Consider the following 17,160-nt stretch of genomic DNA (forward strand, 5'->3'; position numbering starts at 1 on the left):
TTTCGCGCTACATCCTGGCGAGACGCATGATCGGCGAGCCGCCCGCATCCAGCAGGACGAGCTTGTCCTGGCGCTGGTCGATGCGCCAGCCGCGAGCGGCTTCCAGCGCTGCGAAGAACTTGCTTTCCTGATTCATCGCAGCCGGCGTGCAGGCCATGCGCGTGGAGGCGAGCGGGCCGAAGGCGATCTGGGACCCGCTGATCGTCGCGCTGCCGCTCATGCGGTTGCAGCCGCCCGTGCCACTGACCTTGCCGTCCGCCGCGAGCTCAAGCACCGATTGCAGCCGGTCCATCACGCCGTCGCTGCGAATATCCACGGCGAGCCAGCGCCCGACCGGCGTGGCGGGTCGCGGCGCTTCCGCTTGGTCGCGGGCGACATGTTCGACCCGGATCGTCGTGTCGTTGCGGCCGCCGTCGAAGACGGTGTGGCGGGTCGTGTTGATGAACAGCAGGCGCTCGCCGTCGGTGATGCGCGCCTGCAGGGCATAGGTCCGGCGCGGCTCGATCAGCGCGCGGTCGAAACGCAGCGTGTAACGGATCGGATTGCGGCGCGCCCGAAGGCGTGTCTCGGCAATCGTCTTGGCGGGCGCGTCGGCCAGCGAGACATCGAGCAGGCGGACCTCGACGATTGCCGTCCGTGGCAGTGCGATGCGCTCGCGGAAGATGACCGTCCCGCGTAATGCCATCGGCGCGGCGATCGCGCTTCCGGCGGGAGTGACCAGCGCCAGGGCCACGAGGCCGGTCAGACTGCGGCGGGAGATCAGGGCCTTGCTCGGCTCATTGGTCACGCATGGTCTCCTCGCGACGCGACAATGCCCGCGCCGAGGGCGCGCAGCATAGGCATCCTGTGAGTGAAGGCTGGACGCGTTGCGTCAGCCGGCGATCTTGCGCAGACGCACGACCACATCGACGCGAGCGATTTCGTAACCTGTCGGAGGCTCCGGCAGTGCCGCGACGTCGACCGCCGAGGCTGGAATATCGATCACCGTATTCTCGCCATCGACCACGAAATGATGGTGGTCGCTATTGTCTGTGTCGAAAAAGGTCTTGGCGCCGTCGATCGCGAGCTCGCGCAGCAGGCCGGCCTGGGTAAACTGGTGCAGCGTATTGTAGACGGTCGCAAGCGACACCGGCACGCGCGCCTTCATCGCTTCCTCATAGAGCATCTCGGCGTTGACGTGCCGGTCGCCCTTGGCGAACAGCAGCCAACCAAGCGAAACGCGCTGCCGTGTCGGACGAAGCCCGACGCGGCGCAGCCGCTGGCGTACGTCATGGAACGGACAGCCCTGCCGATCGCTCGATCCGTAGCCCTGGTTCTGGGAGATCAGATCGCTCATGCGCAGGCTTGGTCCTTCTGGTTTGCAGTGATCGGCGTGCCGCGATGATGCGGCGCCTAGTTTAGATGAGATGTAAGGCCTTGCTTTCGCGCTCGCAAGCTTCCGCCAGCCTCCTGACAGGATTCGGGTGCCTCTCCACGCATGATCGCGGCTGATGGTTCGGAGGCTGCCATGTCCGAGACCGCACATCTCTGGCTCTTCTTCAGTCTGGTTTTCGGTATCGTCATCGTGCCGGGCATGGATATGGCTTTCGTGCTGGCGAACGCGCTCGCCGGCGGGCGCCGCTCTGGCCTCTATGCGACGGCGGGAGTGATCGCGGCTGGCATCTGCCATGTCGTGGTGGGTGTCCTGGGCGTGAGTGCGGTGCTTCGGCTCGTGCCGATGGCCTTCGACGTCATGCTGCTGCTGGGCTCGGCCTATATCGCCTGGATCGGCCTTGCATTGCTGCGCGGAGGCGCATCCTTCGCGCCGGTCCTGGAGACGCGGCGTCGCAATGGCTGGACAGCGTTCCGGCAGGGGGCCTTGACCAATCTGCTGAATCCGAAGGCCTATCTCTTCATGCTGGCCGTCTTCCCGCAGTTCCTGAGACCGGAGGCGGGCGCGATCTGGTTGCAGGCCGCGATCCTGAGCCTGATCATCGCCGGGACGCAGTTTGCGGTCTACGGCTCGCTCGCACTCGCTGCGGCAGGCAGCCGCACCGTGCTTGCGGGCAACCGCCAGGCAACCATGCTGGTTGGTCGTGCGGTCGGTGCGTTGCTTGTTCTGGTGGCCGCCATGACGGCCTGGCAAGGCTTGCGCAGCCTGTGATCGCCGATCTTTCGGGCGGAAGACCCGGGTTGCGCCCTTTCGTTTCGGCGCAGGCCCGTGTTACGCACGGCTCCGAGAGCACATGACCATCGCCAATGCCGGATAGGGCTTGGCCAAACGGTCGATACGGAGCGGGGCAGTATGGAGCGTCAGTCGTCATTCAGCTACGAGGAGATCCTCAGCTGCGGTCGCGGGGAACTTTTCGGACCCGGTAATGCGCAGTTGCCGCTGCCGCCGATGCTGATGTTCGACCGCATCACCGAGATCGCCGAGAATGGTGGTCCTCATGGCAAGGGCTTCGTGCGCGCCGAATTCGATGTCCGGCCGGATCTTTGGTTCTTCGATTGCCATTTCAAGGGCGACCCGGTGATGCCGGGCTGCCTCGGGCTCGATGCGCTCTGGCAGCTCACCGGCTTCTTCCTCGGCTGGCTCGGGCTGCCGGGCCGGGGCAGGGCACTTGGCGTCGGCGAGGTGAAATTCGCGGACCAGGTCCTGCCCAGCGTCAAGCAGGTCGTCTACGGCGTCGAATTCAAGCGGGTCTTCAAGTCCAAGCTTGTGCTCGGCATCGCCGACGGCTGGCTGGAGGCCGATGGCAAGCGAATCTATACGGTCTCAGATATGCGCGTTGGCTTGTTCAAGCCTGAAGGCGCCTGAGTAAAACCGCGCACCGGCCTTGCGCTCGCCGTCTGAGCGGTCCATCTGCGCGTGATTGAGAAGATAGACCGGACCTCCGCGAGGTCCGGTCCGTGACGAGAAAGCCGGAGAAACGAGCATGAGACGCGTTGTGGTCACAGGGATGGGCATTGTCTCGTCCATCGGCAACAATACGCAGGAAGTGCTGTCCTCGCTGCACGAGGCCAAATCCGGCATCGCCTTCATGCCAGAATTTGCGGAGCATGGTTTCCGCAGCCGCGTCGGCGGTGCTCCGACACTCGACGCCGCCAGCGTGGTCGACCGTCGCGCCATGCGCTTCCATGGCGGCGGTTCCGCCTGGAACCATGTTGCCATGGAGCAGGCGATTGCGGATGCCGGCCTCGAGGCCGGCGAGATCAGCCATGAGCGGACCGGCATCGTCATGGGCTCGGGCGGTCCCTCGACCCGCGCCCTGATCGACGCCTATGACAAGGCCCGCGAAAGCGGATCGTCCAAGAAGGTCGGCCCGTTTGCGGTGCCCAAGGGCATGTCCTCGACCGCGTCGGCTACGCTTGCGACCTGGTTCAAGATCAAGGGCGTGAACTACTCGATCTCCTCGGCCTGCGCGACGTCGAACCACTGCATCGGCAACGCCTATGAGCTGATCCAGTGGGGCAAGCAGGATGTGATCTTCGCTGGTGGCTGCGAGGAACTGGACTGGACGCTCTCCGTCCTGTTCGACGCCATGGGCGCCATGTCGACCAATTTCAACGAGACGCCGTTACGGGCGTCGCGCGCCTATGACGTCAGGCGCGACGGCTTCGTCATCGCCGGCGGGGCCGGCGTGGTGGTGCTTGAGGAACTGGAACACGCCAAGGCGCGCGGCGCACGCATCTATGGCGAGATCGTCGGCTATGGCGCGACGTCGGACGGTTACGACATGGTGGCCCCCTCCGGTGAGGGCGCGGTGCGCTGCATGAGGATGGCTCTGCAGGGCGTGAAGGCCAAGGTCGACTACATCAACCCTCACGGCACCTCGACCCCGGTCGGCGATGCCAAGGAGATCGAGGCGATCCGCGAGGTCTTCGGCGCCGGCGAGAAGAGCCCGCCGATCTCGGCGACAAAGTCGCTGACCGGCCATTCGCTGGGTGCGACCGGCGTTCAGGAGGCGATCTATTCGCTCCTGATGCTCAACAACGATTTCATTTGCGAAAGCGCCCATATCGAGGAGCTCGATCCCGCCTTTGCCGACATGCCGATCGTGCGCAAGCGCATCGACAATGCCGGCCTTGGTTGCGTGCTCTCGAATTCCTTCGGCTTCGGCGGAACGAATGCGACCATCGTGATGAAGCGGCTGGAGGTCTGAGCCTCCATGCTGTTCATGGTCATCGAGCATTTCGACCAGGCGCGGGTGAAGGACATCTATCGTCGCTTCCACGAGCGTGGCCGCATGATKCCCGATGGCCTGCGCTATGTGGACAGCTGGATCCAGGCAGACCTGGCGCGTTGCTTCCAGGTGATGGAATGCGACGATGTCGCGGTGCTGCAGGAATGGGTGCTGGAATGGAGCGATCTCGCGCGCTTCGAGATCGTGCCGCTGGCATCATCCAAGGCGACGGCTGCAGCCATCGCCAAGCATCTGTAGCAAGAGCCAAGCCTACCCGCCTGATCCAGTCTTACTTCCTGTTGCTTAAGTACCCTTCCAAGACCCGAATAGAGTCATCCCATGCTCCCCTTGATGCATAACAAGCGCGGCCTCGTCATGGGCGTCGCCAACCAGAATTCCATCGCCTGGGGCATTGCGCGGACCCTCCACGCCCATGGCGCCGAGATGGCCTTCACCTATCAGGGCGAAGCGCTCGGCAAGCGCGTGAAGCCGCTGGCGGAGAGCATCGGATCGAAGCTGGTCCTGCCTTGCGATGTCGAGGATATCGCAAGCGTCGATGGCGCCTTCGCTGCGATCGACGAGGCCTGGGGTGGGGATCCCGAGCGCAACACGCTCGATTTCATCGTTCACGCCATCGGCTTCTCCGACAAGAACGAGCTCAAGGGCCTCTATGCCGACACCAGCCGCGAGAATTTCTCGCGCACCATGGTGATCTCCTGCTTCTCCTTCACGGAAGCCGCCAAGCGCGCCGCCGAGCGCATGCCCAGAGGCGGCAGCATGATCACGCTGACCTATGGCRGATCGACGCGGGTGATGCCGAACTACAATGTGATGGGTGTGGCCAAAGCGGCGCTCGAGGCGAGCATGCGCTATCTCGCCGCCGATTTCGGTCCGCGCGGCATCCGCGTCAACGCACTCTCGCCCGGGCCGGTGCGCACGCTTGCCGGCGCCGGCATTTCGGATGCGCGCGCCATGTATTCATGGCAGCGGGCCAATTCGCCCTTGCGCAAGTCGGTGACGCTCGAGGAGATCGGTGGCTCGGCGTTGTACTACCTCTCGGATCTGTCGGGCGGCGTGACCGGCGACGTTCATCATGTCGATGCCGGCTATCACGTCACCTCGATGCCGGTGCTCGAAGGTTTGCGCGCGGCTGATAGCGGTAACGGCGAGTAGCCGAAGCCGATTTGGGTCTTCATCATCGGGCCGGCTCGGACTATCTTCGAGGCGGTGGAACCCGAGGGGCGTCCGGCGGTTCCGCTTGTGATCCTCGGAGGACGGCCATGGTCATGGTGAAGTACGAGATCGTCGAGCACGATGGCGGCTGGGCCTACAAGGTCGGCGGTGCGCTATCCGAGACCTTCCGGTCGCATGACGCCGCGCTCAAGGCGGCCAACAAGGCCGCTGCCCGCCAGAAGCGACCAGGCGTCACCGACGGCATCGTCTATCAGGATGCCCGGGGTGATTGGCACGAGGAGCTCGCGCAGGGCAGCGATCGGCCCCATACCTGGATCGTCGACAAGCCGTGACGAAGCTCGGCCACTTCATCTGCGCGGCCTAGGTCACCGGAGTGCGTTTCGACACCAGCCTGCAATGCACCGGCAATCCCCAGGTCGACCTTGAGCCTGAGCCGCCAGCCTTCGGCGCGGCATAGGATACCCAAGGTCCCGAATGACTGTTTCAGTGATCCCGCCGATCGATGCTGTGGCGCAGGCGGTGCCGGCGGCCAGCGAGTTTCGCGAGCCGCCACGCGAAGCCTGGTACTGCGCCAAGAGCAAGGGACGACTTGCTCCCGGCGCCCGCGAGAGCGTGACGATCCTTGGCGAACAGATTGTGATCGGTCGCAGGCGCAGCGGTGAAGTCTTCGCTTTGCGTGATCGTTGCCCGCATCGGGGCGCGCCGCTATCGCAAGGACAATTCGACGGGGTGGCTCTCACATGTCCCTTCCATGGCTGGCGCTTCGGCACGGACGGACAGTGCCTGGCAATGCCGACCCTGGTTCATGATGATGCGACGGATCCCGGACAGGTCAGGGTCCAGGGCTTTCCGGTGCGAGAGGCGGACGGCATCATCTGGGTCTATCTGGGCTCGCAGCCGGCCGAGGCCCCGCCGGTTCCCGAGCTGATGCTGCAGCGCGTACCGCGGTGCCGCGTCGCCGTATCCGTGCTGGTCGAGGCCTCCTACGATCTATGCGTGCTCAGCCTGATCGATCCTGGCCATGTCGGCTACGTCCATAATTCCTGGTGGTGGCGGCCAACCGCGACGGCGCGGGAGAAGACCAAGGACTTCGCCCCTCTGCCATTTGGCTTCCGGATGACGGCCCATACGGCGGCGGCGAACTCCAGGGGCTATCGGTTGCTCGGCCGGCCGCAGACCGAAGTGGATTTCCTGTTGCCGGGACAACGGATCGAGCGGATCACCGTGGGCAACCGTACCATCGTGAACGCGACCTTCGCGACGCCGATCGATGCGAAGCGGACGCTGCTGACGAATGTGCTGCTCTCCGACCTGCCGCAACTGGTGCCACTGGGCCTGCCGATCCGCTGGGCCGCCCGGGCCTTTCTGCGTCAGGACCAGGATATCCTGGAACTTGCCCAGCAGGGTCTCGAGCGCAAGCCGACAATGCTGCTGATGGGTCAGGCCGACCGGCTGGCGCAATGGTATTTCCGGCTGAAGCGTGACTATGCCGCGGCCCGGCGCACGGGCGTGGCATTTCAGAACACGCTGGCACCCGAGCGTTTGCGCTGGCGCACCTGACGCTGTTGCAAGCCTGGTTGATCAGGGCCGGGACGCTCGGCCCGGCCGCTGACTGATCAAGACTATCGGCACCTCGCTCTGATCGGGCTCAGCCAGCCTGATCGGTTTCGCGCGCGACCGAGCCGTTCTCTTTCATCGCGCGGTCCGGTCCGCGCTGCAGCGGTGAACGCCGCAGCGCGTGAGGGACAAGCCCGATCAGAGACCGAGCTTCTTCTTGCGCTGGCCGAGTGTCCGCAGGCGCAGCGCGTTCAGGCGGATGAAGCCCGCCGCGTCGCGGTGATCATAGGCGACTGCGCCTTCCTCGAAGGTCACCAGATCCTGGTCGTAGAGCGAATAGGGGCTGGAGCGGCCGACAACGTGGACGCCGCCCTTGTACAGCTTCAGGCGAACCTGGCCGGCGACGAATTCCTGGCTCTTGTCGATCAGCGCCTGCAGCATCTCGCGCTCGGGCGAGAACCAGAAGCCATTATAGATCAGCTCCGCATATTTCGGCATGATCTCGTCCTTGAGATGGGCCGCGCCACGGTCGAGCGTGATCGACTCGATCGCCCGGTGCGCCGCGTGCAGGATCGTGCCGCCGGGCGTCTCATACATGCCGCGCGACTTCATGCCGACGAAGCGGTTCTCGACGAGATCGAGGCGGCCGATGCCGTTGTCGCGGCCGAGATCGTTCAATTTCGCCAGGAGCGTGGCGGGCGAAAGCGAGACGCCGTCGATGGCGACCGCATCACCCTTGGCGAAGTCGATGGTGATATAGGTCGGCTTGTCCGGCGCATCCTCGGGAGAGATCGTGCGCGAGTAGACGTAATCCGGCACTTCCTGCGCGGGGTCCTCCAGCACCTTTCCTTCCGAGGAGGCGTGCAACAGGTTGGCGTCGACCGAGAAGGGCGCTTCGCCGCGCTTGTCCTTGGCGATCGGGATCTGGTGCTGTTCGGCGAAGGCGATGAGCTGCTCGCGCGAACGCAGATCCCATTCGCGCCAGGGCGCGATCACCACGACATCGGGCTTCAGCGCATAGGCGGTGAGTTCGAAGCGGACCTGGTCGTTGCCCTTGCCGGTCGCGCCATGGGAGATGGCATCGGCGCCGACCCTCTCGGCGATCTCGATCAGCTTCTTGCCGATCAGCGGACGAGCGATCGAGGTGCCGAGCAGGTAGACGCCTTCATAGGCGGCATTGGCCCGGAACATCGGGAAGACGTAGTCGCGGACGAATTCCTCGCGCAGGTCCTCGATATGGATGTTCTCGGGCTTGATGCCGAGCAGCAGCGCCTTCTGGCGAGCGGGCTCCAGCTCCTCGCCCTGGCCGAGATCGGCGGTGAAGGTCACCACCTCGCATTCATAGGTGGTTTGCAGCCATTTCAGGATGATCGAGGTGTCAAGGCCGCCGGAATAGGCGAGCACGACCTTCTTCACGCGCTTGTCGGACATCGATGATCTTCCTGCTCTGACGGCATGTTTCCATGCCGGGGACGCTTCGACTGTGGATGGCCCTGTTTTCGGCTCAATGGCGCACTATCGCAGCCCTCGGGACGACGCAATCGGAACCTTCTGATCGATCAAACGTCATCCCGTGATGGGTCGGTATCAACGATGCCGATTGTGCAACACGCGTCCTGCGTGCTTGCAGTCGCGCCGCGACAGGTCGAAGCTTCCCGAGCGCGACTCAAACCGATGACCGACCTGGAGGCTGAATGCCGAATCGTCCCGTCCTCGACTTCTGGTACGAGTTCGCGTCACCCTATTCCTTTCTGAGTGCCTTGCGGGCTGAAGCCGTGGCAGACGAAGCGGGAGTGGCGCTGCGTTGGCGGCCCTTCCTGCTTGGGCCGATCTTTGCCGGCCAGGGCTGGACGACGTCGCCTTTCAATCTGTTCCCGAACAAGGGCCGCTATATGTGGCGCGATCTCGAGCGCCAGACCGCCCGTGCCGGCATCAAGCTTGTCCGGCCCAACCCGTTTCCACAGAATTCCCTCGTCGCGGCGCGCGTCGCGCTCGCAGGGCGCGAGGCAGGCTGGATGCCCGCCTTCTCGAAGGCGCTGTTCAGGGCTGCGTTCTGCGAGGGACGAAACATTGCCGAGGAAGCCGTACTGGTCGCGGCCCTGAAGGAGGCTGGCGCGGATCCCGGCTCCGCGTTCTCGGCCTCGCGCAGTGAGGAGGTCAAGGGCAGGCTGAAGGCCGAGACCGAACTCGCGAAATCGCTCGGGATCTTCGGCGCTCCGGCCTTCGTCACTGGCGATGGCGAATTGTTCTGGGGAGATGATCGGCTGGGGGAGGCCCTCCGCTGGGCCCGGGATGGGTGTTAGATCATGGGGCCGGATCCTGTATCCGGTCCGGTGAACCAACCTTCTGTGTGTGCACCGGCTTTCCCAAAGGACTGCAATCCACTCTTCGGACCGATGCCTTGAGCACGAGGCTGCCGCGGGTCAGTCCTGCGGCCTGGCGCCCCACGGACCGCGCGCCGTCCCGACCATGGTCGGCAGATCCTGACGCTCTGACATCCTGGGCGGATGCGGCGGCATCGCCGGCATCCGGCCGCCTGCCGTCTCGACGAGTGCCTGCACGCGTTTGGTGATCGAGGGATGTGTCGAGAACAGGTCGGCGAAATCGTCGGGGTCGTTCTCGACGCACATGTCCATGACGCCCGACGGCACTCCGTCGATATCGGCGCGCCCGGCGATCTTGAGCAGCGCGGAGATCATCGCGTCCGGATTCTTGGTCAGTTCGACCGCCCCGGCATCGGCCAGATACTCGCGCGAACGCGACAGAGACAAGCGGATCACCACGGCGAGCAGCCAGGAGATCGCGATGATGGCGACGCCGAGCAGGATGGCGACGCCGCTGCCCTTCTTGTCATCGTTGGAGGAAACCCGCACGCGCCCGACGCTGCGGAAGATGATCTCGCCGATGAGCGAGATCACGCCTGCGATCACCACGGCGATGATCATCATTCGGACGTCGCCATTGCGGATATGGGTCAGCTCATGCGCAAGAACGGCCTCGATCTCATCATCCGTGAGGGTCCGGATCAGGCCGGTCGTGACCGTGACGGTGAACTGCTTGTCGTTGACGCCGCTGGCGAAGGCATTGAGGGCTTCGCTTTCAACGATCGAGAGCTTGGGCACGGTGAGCCCCCGCGAGATGCAGAGGTTTTCCAGCATCCGGTAGAGCTTGGGGTTCTGTTCCCGCGTCACGTCTTTGGCGCCGGTGACCGCGCCGATCAGTCCGACATTGATCTTGAAGCCGATGAAGACCCAGGCGGTGGCCGCGAGCGTGATGAACGGAAACCAGGACCAGAACAGGTGGATCGTCGCTGAATAGACGCTMTGTCCGCGCGCGACCCCACCATAGCCATAGGCAATCAGGATCAGGCCGTAGCTTGTCAGATAGACCAGCAGGAACAGCCCGGCGATCAGGAAACCCGACCGGATCCGGTTGTTGCGCATATGGGTATAGAGCCCGAAGGCCTGACCCGGCATGGCGCCGCTCCGTTGCCGTTCTTGAGCCGGTCAGAACTTCACAGTGGGGGCGACATCGAGCTGCGCGCGTGCCTGCTCGCCGACATCGAAGAACTCCCGCGGGGTGAAACCCATCTGCGGCGCGAAGAACACGGCCGGAAAAGCCTGGATCGCAGCGTTGAACTCGCCGACGGCGTTATTGAAGAAGCGCCGCGCCGCCGCGAGCTTGTCCTCGACATTGCTGAGTTCGCTCTGGAGCTGCTGGAAATTGGCGCTTGCCTTGAGGTCGGGATAGGCCTCGGAAAGAGCGAGCAGGCGGCCCAGCGCGCCGGAGAGCTGCTGTTCCGCGGCTGCCTGGGCTTGCGGGCCTTGGGCCGACAGGGCCGCGTTGCGTGCCTTGACGACCGCGTCGAAGGTCTCGCGCTCATGCGAGGCGTAACCCTTCACGGTCTCGACAAGGTTCGGGATCAGATCGTGGCGCTGCTTCAGCTGGACGTCGATATCGGCGAAGGCCTGGTTGACCCGCTGCCGCATCGCAACGAGCCCGTTATAGGTCATGACAAGATAGATGGCAGCGGCCGCAAGGAGCCCGAGAACGATCCAGCCCATGAATTTCTCCTCAGCGCCGGACAGCGCGGCGCGCAAGGTGGCATGAAGAGCAACTCTGGGGAAGCGGGGCCGGGCGCCGAGTTGTAAGGACCTAGGGAGCGCCGACGTCCCGTTTTGTTTCCTCCACATGCCACCATCCGGGCCGCCCGTCGCGATAGCTGTGAGAGGTCGGCATCAGCTCCGCCGAGAGCGGCTTGTCGAAACTGCCGAGGAGCAGCGCCATGACGGGATCGTCATCGACTGCGCCGACGCTGCTGCCGCAGGTCGGGCAGAAGGCCCGGCTCGAATAGTCCGACGAACGGAAGAGCGACGGTGCCCCGCCGGGGCCGGTCCAGGCGATTGCGTCCCTGGCGAACTCGACCCAGGCGACAGTCAGTGCTCCGGTATGGCGCTGGCATAGGGTGCAGGAGCAGGTGTGCGGCTTCTCGGCCGGGCCCTTGGCCACGAAGCGGATCGAGCCGCAAAGGCATCCGCCGGTATAGTGCGTCGGCCTGGCCGTTCGCCCGGTCGTCATGATTCACTGCCCCAACTCTCTCGGTGTTCTCACCGCCGGTTCGCCCTATCCCGTCGCCGCGTGGACTGGAACCCCCATCGGTCATCGGAGTATGTCCAACGCGGTTGCCGAGTGCCGCGGAGCGATGAATGACTGGATGTGACATGGCCGAAATCACGATCCGCCTCGCCGTGCCGCAGGATGCCGGCCGCCTTCCGGAGGTCGAGCGTTCCGCCGGCCAGATCTTCCGAACGGTAGCAGACCTGGCCTGGATCGCGGACGATGCCGTGATGTCGGCCGAGGCCCATCTCGCCAGCATCGTCGCCGGCACGAGTTGGGTTGCTCTTGACGCGACAGGCGAGGTCGTCGGCTTCCTCAGTGCCGAGCGGATCGACACCGAATTGCATGTCTGGGAGCTGGCGGTCCGTGCAGACCGCCAGGGCAGGGGCATCGGCACTCACCTGGTTGGCGCAGCCATCGGCCATGCCAGGGCAAGTGGGCTGCGGGCCCTCACACTCACCACCTTCCGAGCTCTTGGCTGGAATGAACGCTTCTATGTCCGGCTCGGCTTCGTGACGCTCGAGGACGGCGCGATCGAGGGAAGGCTCCGCGCCATTCTGGAGCGCGAAGGGATACACGGGCTTCCCATCGCGCGCCGCTGCGCCATGCGCTTCGACCTGATTGCGAGCAGCTGACGGGCAAAACTCTTGCCGTGCGTCGCTTGATCGACTACATCCGCCTCGTCCGAAGGGCCGTGATCGATCACAGCCGGGGGCGGCCTTTGAGGCTGGCTCCCGTTTGGTGTTGGAAGCRAGCTCGTCGGATACGGATCATGTTCGACGGCTCAGCGCCGCCAGCCTCCCTGCGAGGCAGCCTCCATGAGGCGCCGTCGGAGACGGTCCGGACCGCAGCACCAACCCAAACGGCGCTTGCCGGCTATCGCGGGATACGCGACCGGCGTCAGGAGAATGCATGTCAGCCGTAGAAAGCTATCACGCGGGTCGCGAGGACTTCGCCGCCCTGCTCGAGGAATCCTTCGCCCGTAACGACGCGCTTGAAGGTTCCGTTATCAAGGGCATCGTCGTCGCCATCGAGAAAGATATGGCGATCATCGATGTCGGCCTGAAGACTGAAGGCCGCGTCGCCCTCAAGGAATTCACCGGCCCCGGCCGTGACCWGGACATCAAGGTTGGCGACGAGGTCGAGGTCTATCTCGACCGCGTCGAGAACGCCCTCGGCGAAGCCGTGATCTCGCGCGACAAGGCTCGCCGCGAAGAAAGCTGGGTCAAGCTCGAGAAGGCCTATGAGGCTCGCGAGAAGGTCACCGGCATGATCTTCAACACGGTCAAGGGTGGCTACACCGTTGACCTCGACGGCGCCGTCGCCTTCCTGCCGCGTTCGCAGGTCGACATCCGTCCGATCCGCGACGTCGGCCCGCTGATGGGCCAGCCGCAGCCGTTCGAGATCCTCAAGATGGATCGTCGTCGCGGCAACATCGTCGTTTCGCGCCGCACGGTTCTCGAAGAGACCCGCGCCGAGGCCCGTTCCGAGCTGGTCGCCAGCCTCGAAGAGGGGCAGGTCATCGACGGCGTCGTCAAGAACATCACCGAATACGGTGCGTTCGTTGACCTCGGCGGCATCGACGGCCTGCTGCACGTGACCGACATGGCCTGGCGCCGCGTCAACCATCCGTCCGAGGTCGTAACCATCGGTCAGACGGTCAAGGTCAAGATCATCAAGATCAACCAGGAGACGCACCGCATCTCGCTTGGCATCAAGCAGCTGCTGGCCGATCCGTGGGATGGCATCGCCGCCCGTTATCCGGTCGGTGCGCGCCTCAAGGGCCGCGTCACCAACATCACGGACTACGGCGCGTTCGTCGAAGTGGAGCCGGGCATCGAAGGCCTCATCCACGTCTCCGAGATGTCCTGGACCAAGAAGAACGTCCACCCCGGCAAGATCGTCTCGACCTCGCAGGAAGTCGACGTCGCGATCCTCGAGGTCGATCAGGTCAAGCGCCGCATCTCGCTCGGTCTCAAGCAGACCCTGCGCAATCCGTGGGAGGTCTTCGCCGAGACCCACCCGTCGGGTTCGGTGGTCGAGGGCGAGGTCAAGAACAAGACCGAGTTCGGTCTCTTCCTGGGTCTCGAAGGCGACATCGACGGCATGATCCATCTCTCCGATCTCGACTGGAACCGTCCGGGCGAGCAGGTCATCGAGGAATACAAGAAGGGCGACATGCTTCAGGCTGTCGTTCTCGATGTGGACGTCGAGAAGGAGCGTATCTCGCTCGGCCTGAAGCAGCTTGGCGGCGATCCCTTCGTGGATGCCGGCGAGTTCAAGAAGGGCCAGGTCGTCACCTGTGAGGTGATCGAGGTCAAGGAAGCCGGTCTCGACGTCAAGATCACCGGCACCGACATGACCACCTTCATCAAGCGCGCCGAAATCGCACGCGAGCGCTCCGAGCAGCGCCCCGAGCGCTTCGCGGCTGGCGAGAAGGTCGATGCCCGCGTCATCCTGTTCGACAAGAAGGCTCGCAAGATCCAGGTGTCGATCAAGGCGCTGGAAATGGCCGAAGAGAAGGAAGCGATCGCTCAGTTCGGCTCGTCCGACTCCGGCGCCTCGCTTGGCGACATCCTCGGCGCGGCCCTCAAGAAGGCCAGCACCGAGAAGAAGTGATCTTCGGGCCGCGTCTCGCGGCCTGACACATCCATCAGCCCGCGCGGAGAAATCCGCGCGGGCTTTTGTTTCGGCGAAAGGAAGCGGCATGAACGACATCGCGATCGGCATCGATTTCGGCACCACCAACAGCGTGGTCGCCCTGGCACGGCCGGATGGTTCGGTCTCGACCCGCAGCTTTGCGACGAAGCAGGGCGCCGTCGACGCCTACCGCTCGGCGCTGATGTTCTGGCGCGAGGGCCGGCCGCCGCAGGCCCGTGTCGTGCATGTCAGCGGACCTGATGCGCTCGACATGGCGCTGGGCATGACGACCGAGCATCGCTTTCTGCAATCGCTGAAGACGCATCTGTCCAGCCGCGCCTTCCAGGAGACGCGCCTGTTTGGAAAGCTGTATCGGCTCGAGGACCTGATCGGCGTCTTCCTCGCCGATCTCAGTGCCGGGCTCGACGATCTCTCGGAGACGCCACTGATCTCGGGCCGCCCGGTCGTCTTCGCCGGCGAGCGCCCGGACGAGGAACTGGCGGTGAAGCGCCTCTCGGCCTCCTATGCGAAGGCTGGCATGCCCAAGGTCGATTTCGCCTATGAACCGCTCGGCGCGGCCTACTGGTATGCGCGCGACCTGAAGACGCCCCAGACCATGCTGGTCGCCGATTTCGGCGGCGGCACGAGCGACTTCTCCGTGATGCGCTTCGAGCCTGGCGGGGCAGGGCGGCTGGAAGCGATCCCGCTCTCGCATGCCGGTGTCGGCGTCGCCGGTGACACCTTTGACTATCGCATCATCGAACACGCCGTTTCGCCGCGGCTCGGCAAGGGCTCGCAGTATCGTTCCTTCGAGAAGCTGCTGCCGATTCCCGCCCATTACCACGCGGCCTTCGCGCAGTGGCACAGGCTCTCGCTGATGAAGAGCCGCGAGACCATGGCCGAGCTCAAGGCGCTGATCCGCGACGCGGTCGAGCCCGGCAAGCTCGAGGATCTGCTGACCGTGATCGAATACGATCTTGGCTATGAACTCTATCGCGCCGTCTCGGCGGCCAAGGTTGCGCTGTCGTCGCAGGACGAGACCGTGCTGGACTTCCGCCAGATGGATGTCAGCATCGAGGGGACGATCCGCCGGACGGATTTCGAAAGCTGGATCGCCGAGGACGTCGCGTCGATCGAGGCGGCGCTCGATCGCGCCCTCGTCGAAGCCAAGGTCGAATCCGGTGCGATCGAGGCCGTCTTCATGACCGGCGGAACATCGCATGTCCCGGCCGTGCGCGCCCTGTTCGATCGTCGCTTCGGCTCGGAACGTGTTCACATCGGTGACGCCTTCCGGTCTGTCGCAAGTGGCCTTGCGCTGTTGGCGCTCGATCGGCAAAGAGCGACGCTCGACGCCTGAGGCCGAGCGTCGCCTTGCCCCGTCGCTGCGGCGAGGCTACATCACGGGCCCAGCCAGCGTCCGTGACCACAGGAGCGTTTACCCCATGTCGTCCGATGCAGACCTGCTCGCCGACCGCCGCAACCTGCGGCGCAAGCTGACGCTCTGGCGCCTGCTCGCCGTTCTTGGCGTCATCGCGGCGGCTGTCGTCGCGGGGCTGGCCTGGAGCGGCAACGCGCCCGGTTCGACCTCCCGCGCGCATATTGCCCGGGTCACCATTTCGGGTTTCATCTCAGGGGACAGGCGCACGCTCGATCTCATCAAGTCGCTCGAGGACAGTCGGGCGTCCGCCGTCGTGGTTCGGATCGACAGTCCCGGCGGCACCACCAGCGGTTCCGAGGCCTTGCACATCGCGCTGCGCAGTCTGGCGGCCAAGAAGCCGATGGTGGCGGTCGTTGACGGGCTCGCCGCCTCGGGCGGCTATATCGCGGCCATGGGCGCGGACCGCATCGTGGCGCGCCAGACCTCGCTCGTCGGCTCGATCGGCGTGCTCTTCCAGATTCCCAATGTCGGCCGCCTGCTCGACACCGTCGGGGTCAAGGTCGAGGAGATCAAATCGAGCCCGCTGAAGGCGGCGCCGAACGGCTTTGAGCCGACCTCGCCTGAGGCGCGCGCCGCGCTGCAACGCGTGGTCGAGGATAATTACGATTGGTTCAAGCGCCTCGTCGGGGATCGCCGCAAGCTCGGAGAGACCGAGATTGCCGTCGTATCGGACGGCCGCGTCTATTCCGGCCGGCAGGCCGTCGGCCTTAAGCTGGTCGACGAGATCGGCGGCGAGCCGGAGGCGATCGCCTGGCTCGAGCGCGAGAAGAATGTCGCGAAGGATTTGCCGGTGCGTGACTGGCGCCGTCGCAACGAGGCCTCCGCCTTTGGTCTGTGGAGCGCTGGCGAGGCGATGGCCCGCGCAGCCGGTCTGGAATCGCTGGCCGTGATCCTTGCGCGGGCTGCCGATCAGCCGGTTGGCCTGCGGCTTGACGCGCCCTTGGCGCTCTGGCAGCCTGTCGCCGAAAAGTGATGTTGATACAATCGGTTATATTGGACACATGATAAAATCTGAACTCGTTCAACGCATCGCCGAGCGCAACACTCACCTCTACCAGCGCGATATCGAGAACATCGTCACGGCTATCCTCGACGAGGTCGTCAAGGCGCTGGGGCGTGGTGACCGTGTCGAACTGCGCGGCTTTGGTGCATTCTCCCGCAAGGCCCGCGCCGCAAGGGTCGGCCGCAACCCTCGCACCGGCGATGCGGTCGAGGTCGAAGAGAAGTTCGTGCCGGTCTTCAAGACCGGCAAGGAGCTTCGCCAGAGGCTGAACGGCAAGCACTGACATCCGGCCGGATGTCAGGCTCGCTCGTGCGGCACGCGAGGAAAAATCCATGAAAGCTTTCTTCAAGGCGCTGATCCTCGTGCCGGTCGCCTTGGCGATCGTCCTCTTCTCGATCGCGAACCGGGGCCCGGTGCGGGTCTCGCTCGATCCGTTCAGCCGCGACGCGCCGACGCTGGCCTTCGATCTTCCGCTCTTCGCCGTGGTTCTGGCCGCGATTGCTGCGGGGGTCCTGATCGGCGGCCTCGCCTCATGGATCGCGCAGGGC

General features: G+C 64.7%; 18 protein-coding genes and 2 pseudogenes. 14 read left to right on the forward strand and 6 right to left on the reverse strand.

The features are described from left to right. Positions 1-7 precede the first annotated feature (7 nt). Together AC1D34_RS14450 and irrA are read right to left on the reverse strand one after the other, a co-directional pair. Positions 8-787 carry a YbaY family lipoprotein gene (locus AC1D34_RS14450; RefSeq protein WP_476824582.1) on the reverse strand — a complete coding sequence of 260 codons (780 nt, stop codon included), beginning with the start codon at positions 785-787 and terminating at the stop codon, positions 8-10. Between the two features lie 84 nt (positions 788-871). Next, positions 872-1,336, reverse strand: coding sequence for an iron response transcriptional regulator IrrA (irrA, locus tag AC1D34_RS14455; protein ID WP_069877765.1), 465 nt, complete (start codon positions 1,334-1,336; stop codon positions 872-874). Positions 1,337-1,507: 171 nt separating this feature from the next. On the opposite strand from irrA, the gene AC1D34_RS14460 reads away from it, so the two are divergent. The 7 genes from AC1D34_RS14460 (at position 1,508) to AC1D34_RS14490 (ending at position 6,917) form a co-directional block, all read left to right on the forward strand. After that, entirely contained in the window at positions 1,508-2,143 is a 636-nt protein-coding gene (locus AC1D34_RS14460) for a LysE family translocator (RefSeq protein WP_476824583.1), read from the forward strand. Positions 2,144-2,284: 141 nt separating this feature from the next. Beyond that, on the forward strand, positions 2,285-2,797 hold the full coding sequence (gene fabA, locus AC1D34_RS14465) for a 3-hydroxyacyl-[acyl-carrier-protein] dehydratase FabA (protein ID WP_043231524.1): 513 nt from the start codon (positions 2,285-2,287) through the stop codon (positions 2,795-2,797). 118 nt (positions 2,798-2,915) lie between these two features. Continuing rightward, positions 2,916-4,142 carry a beta-ketoacyl-ACP synthase I gene (gene fabB, locus AC1D34_RS14470; RefSeq protein ID WP_476824584.1) on the forward strand — a complete coding sequence of 409 codons (1,227 nt, stop codon included), beginning with the start codon at positions 2,916-2,918 and terminating at the stop codon, positions 4,140-4,142. Positions 4,143-4,148: 6 nt separating this feature from the next. Continuing rightward, positions 4,149-4,421: a DUF3303 domain-containing protein gene (locus AC1D34_RS14475; RefSeq protein WP_476824585.1), complete on the forward strand. Its 273-nt coding sequence runs from the start codon at positions 4,149-4,151 to the stop codon at positions 4,419-4,421. A gap of 81 nt (positions 4,422-4,502) precedes the next feature. Further along, on the forward strand, positions 4,503-5,336 hold the full coding sequence (gene fabI, locus AC1D34_RS14480) for an enoyl-ACP reductase FabI (RefSeq protein WP_476824586.1): 834 nt from the start codon (positions 4,503-4,505) through the stop codon (positions 5,334-5,336). A 107-nt stretch (positions 5,337-5,443) separates the two neighbouring features. Next, positions 5,444-5,689 carry a DUF2188 domain-containing protein gene (locus AC1D34_RS14485; protein WP_069877761.1) on the forward strand — a complete coding sequence of 82 codons (246 nt, stop codon included), beginning with the start codon at positions 5,444-5,446 and terminating at the stop codon, positions 5,687-5,689. Between the two features lie 142 nt (positions 5,690-5,831). After that, the gene (locus AC1D34_RS14490) at positions 5,832-6,917 is read left to right on the forward strand and encodes a Rieske 2Fe-2S domain-containing protein (RefSeq protein WP_476824587.1); all 1,086 of its coding nucleotides are present in this window, start codon (positions 5,832-5,834) and stop codon (positions 6,915-6,917) included. Positions 6,918-7,112: 195 nt separating this feature from the next. Here the strand turns inward: AC1D34_RS14490 and AC1D34_RS14495 are convergent, their stop codons facing one another. Next, positions 7,113-8,345: an argininosuccinate synthase gene (locus AC1D34_RS14495; RefSeq protein ID WP_069877759.1), complete on the reverse strand. Its 1,233-nt coding sequence runs from the start codon at positions 8,343-8,345 to the stop codon at positions 7,113-7,115. A 263-nt stretch (positions 8,346-8,608) separates the two neighbouring features. Here AC1D34_RS14495 and AC1D34_RS14500 point away from each other — a divergent pair, with 263 nt between their 5' ends. Then, entirely contained in the window at positions 8,609-9,217 is a 609-nt protein-coding gene (locus AC1D34_RS14500; RefSeq protein ID WP_441490239.1) for a 2-hydroxychromene-2-carboxylate isomerase, read from the forward strand. A gap of 120 nt (positions 9,218-9,337) precedes the next feature. Here AC1D34_RS14500 and AC1D34_RS14505 read toward each other — a convergent pair whose 3' ends face one another. From AC1D34_RS14505 to AC1D34_RS14515, 3 genes are all read right to left on the reverse strand, one after another. Further along, the gene (locus AC1D34_RS14505; RefSeq protein ID WP_476824588.1) at positions 9,338-10,390 is read right to left on the reverse strand and encodes a M48 family metallopeptidase; all 1,053 of its coding nucleotides are present in this window, start codon (positions 10,388-10,390) and stop codon (positions 9,338-9,340) included. Between the two features lie 30 nt (positions 10,391-10,420). Continuing rightward, a complete protein-coding gene (locus tag AC1D34_RS14510; RefSeq protein ID WP_069882216.1) occupies positions 10,421-10,978 on the reverse strand; it encodes a LemA family protein in 558 nt (185 codons plus the stop codon). 91 nt (positions 10,979-11,069) lie between these two features. Then, the gene (locus AC1D34_RS14515; RefSeq protein ID WP_441490237.1) at positions 11,070-11,492 is read right to left on the reverse strand and encodes a GFA family protein; all 423 of its coding nucleotides are present in this window, start codon (positions 11,490-11,492) and stop codon (positions 11,070-11,072) included. A 143-nt stretch (positions 11,493-11,635) separates the two neighbouring features. On the opposite strand from AC1D34_RS14515, the gene AC1D34_RS14520 reads away from it, so the two are divergent. From AC1D34_RS14520 to AC1D34_RS14545, 6 genes and pseudogenes are all read left to right on the forward strand, one after another. After that, positions 11,636-12,166 (forward strand): GNAT family N-acetyltransferase, encoded by a 531-nt coding sequence (locus AC1D34_RS14520; RefSeq protein WP_476824589.1) that lies wholly within the window; start codon positions 11,636-11,638, stop codon positions 12,164-12,166. A gap of 271 nt (positions 12,167-12,437) precedes the next feature. Further along, positions 12,438-14,150, forward strand: a pseudogene (gene rpsA, locus AC1D34_RS14525) (30S ribosomal protein S1); the annotation flags it as partial. Between the two features lie 88 nt (positions 14,151-14,238). After that, positions 14,239-15,528 (forward strand): Hsp70 family protein, encoded by a 1,290-nt coding sequence (locus AC1D34_RS14530; RefSeq protein ID WP_441490235.1) that lies wholly within the window; start codon positions 14,239-14,241, stop codon positions 15,526-15,528. An 85-nt stretch (positions 15,529-15,613) separates the two neighbouring features. Next, on the forward strand, positions 15,614-16,582 hold the full coding sequence (gene sppA, locus AC1D34_RS14535; RefSeq protein WP_441507291.1) for a signal peptide peptidase SppA: 969 nt from the start codon (positions 15,614-15,616) through the stop codon (positions 16,580-16,582). Between the two features lie 28 nt (positions 16,583-16,610). Continuing rightward, complete coding sequence (gene ihfB / locus AC1D34_RS14540; RefSeq protein WP_043231503.1) at positions 16,611-16,895, forward strand: integration host factor subunit beta; 285 nt, start codon at positions 16,611-16,613, stop codon at positions 16,893-16,895. 49 nt (positions 16,896-16,944) lie between these two features. Further along, positions 16,945-17,160 (forward strand): annotated as a pseudogene (locus tag AC1D34_RS14545) (DUF1049 domain-containing protein); the annotation flags it as partial.

The organism is Allobosea sp. P1_A7, assembly GCF_056406775.1.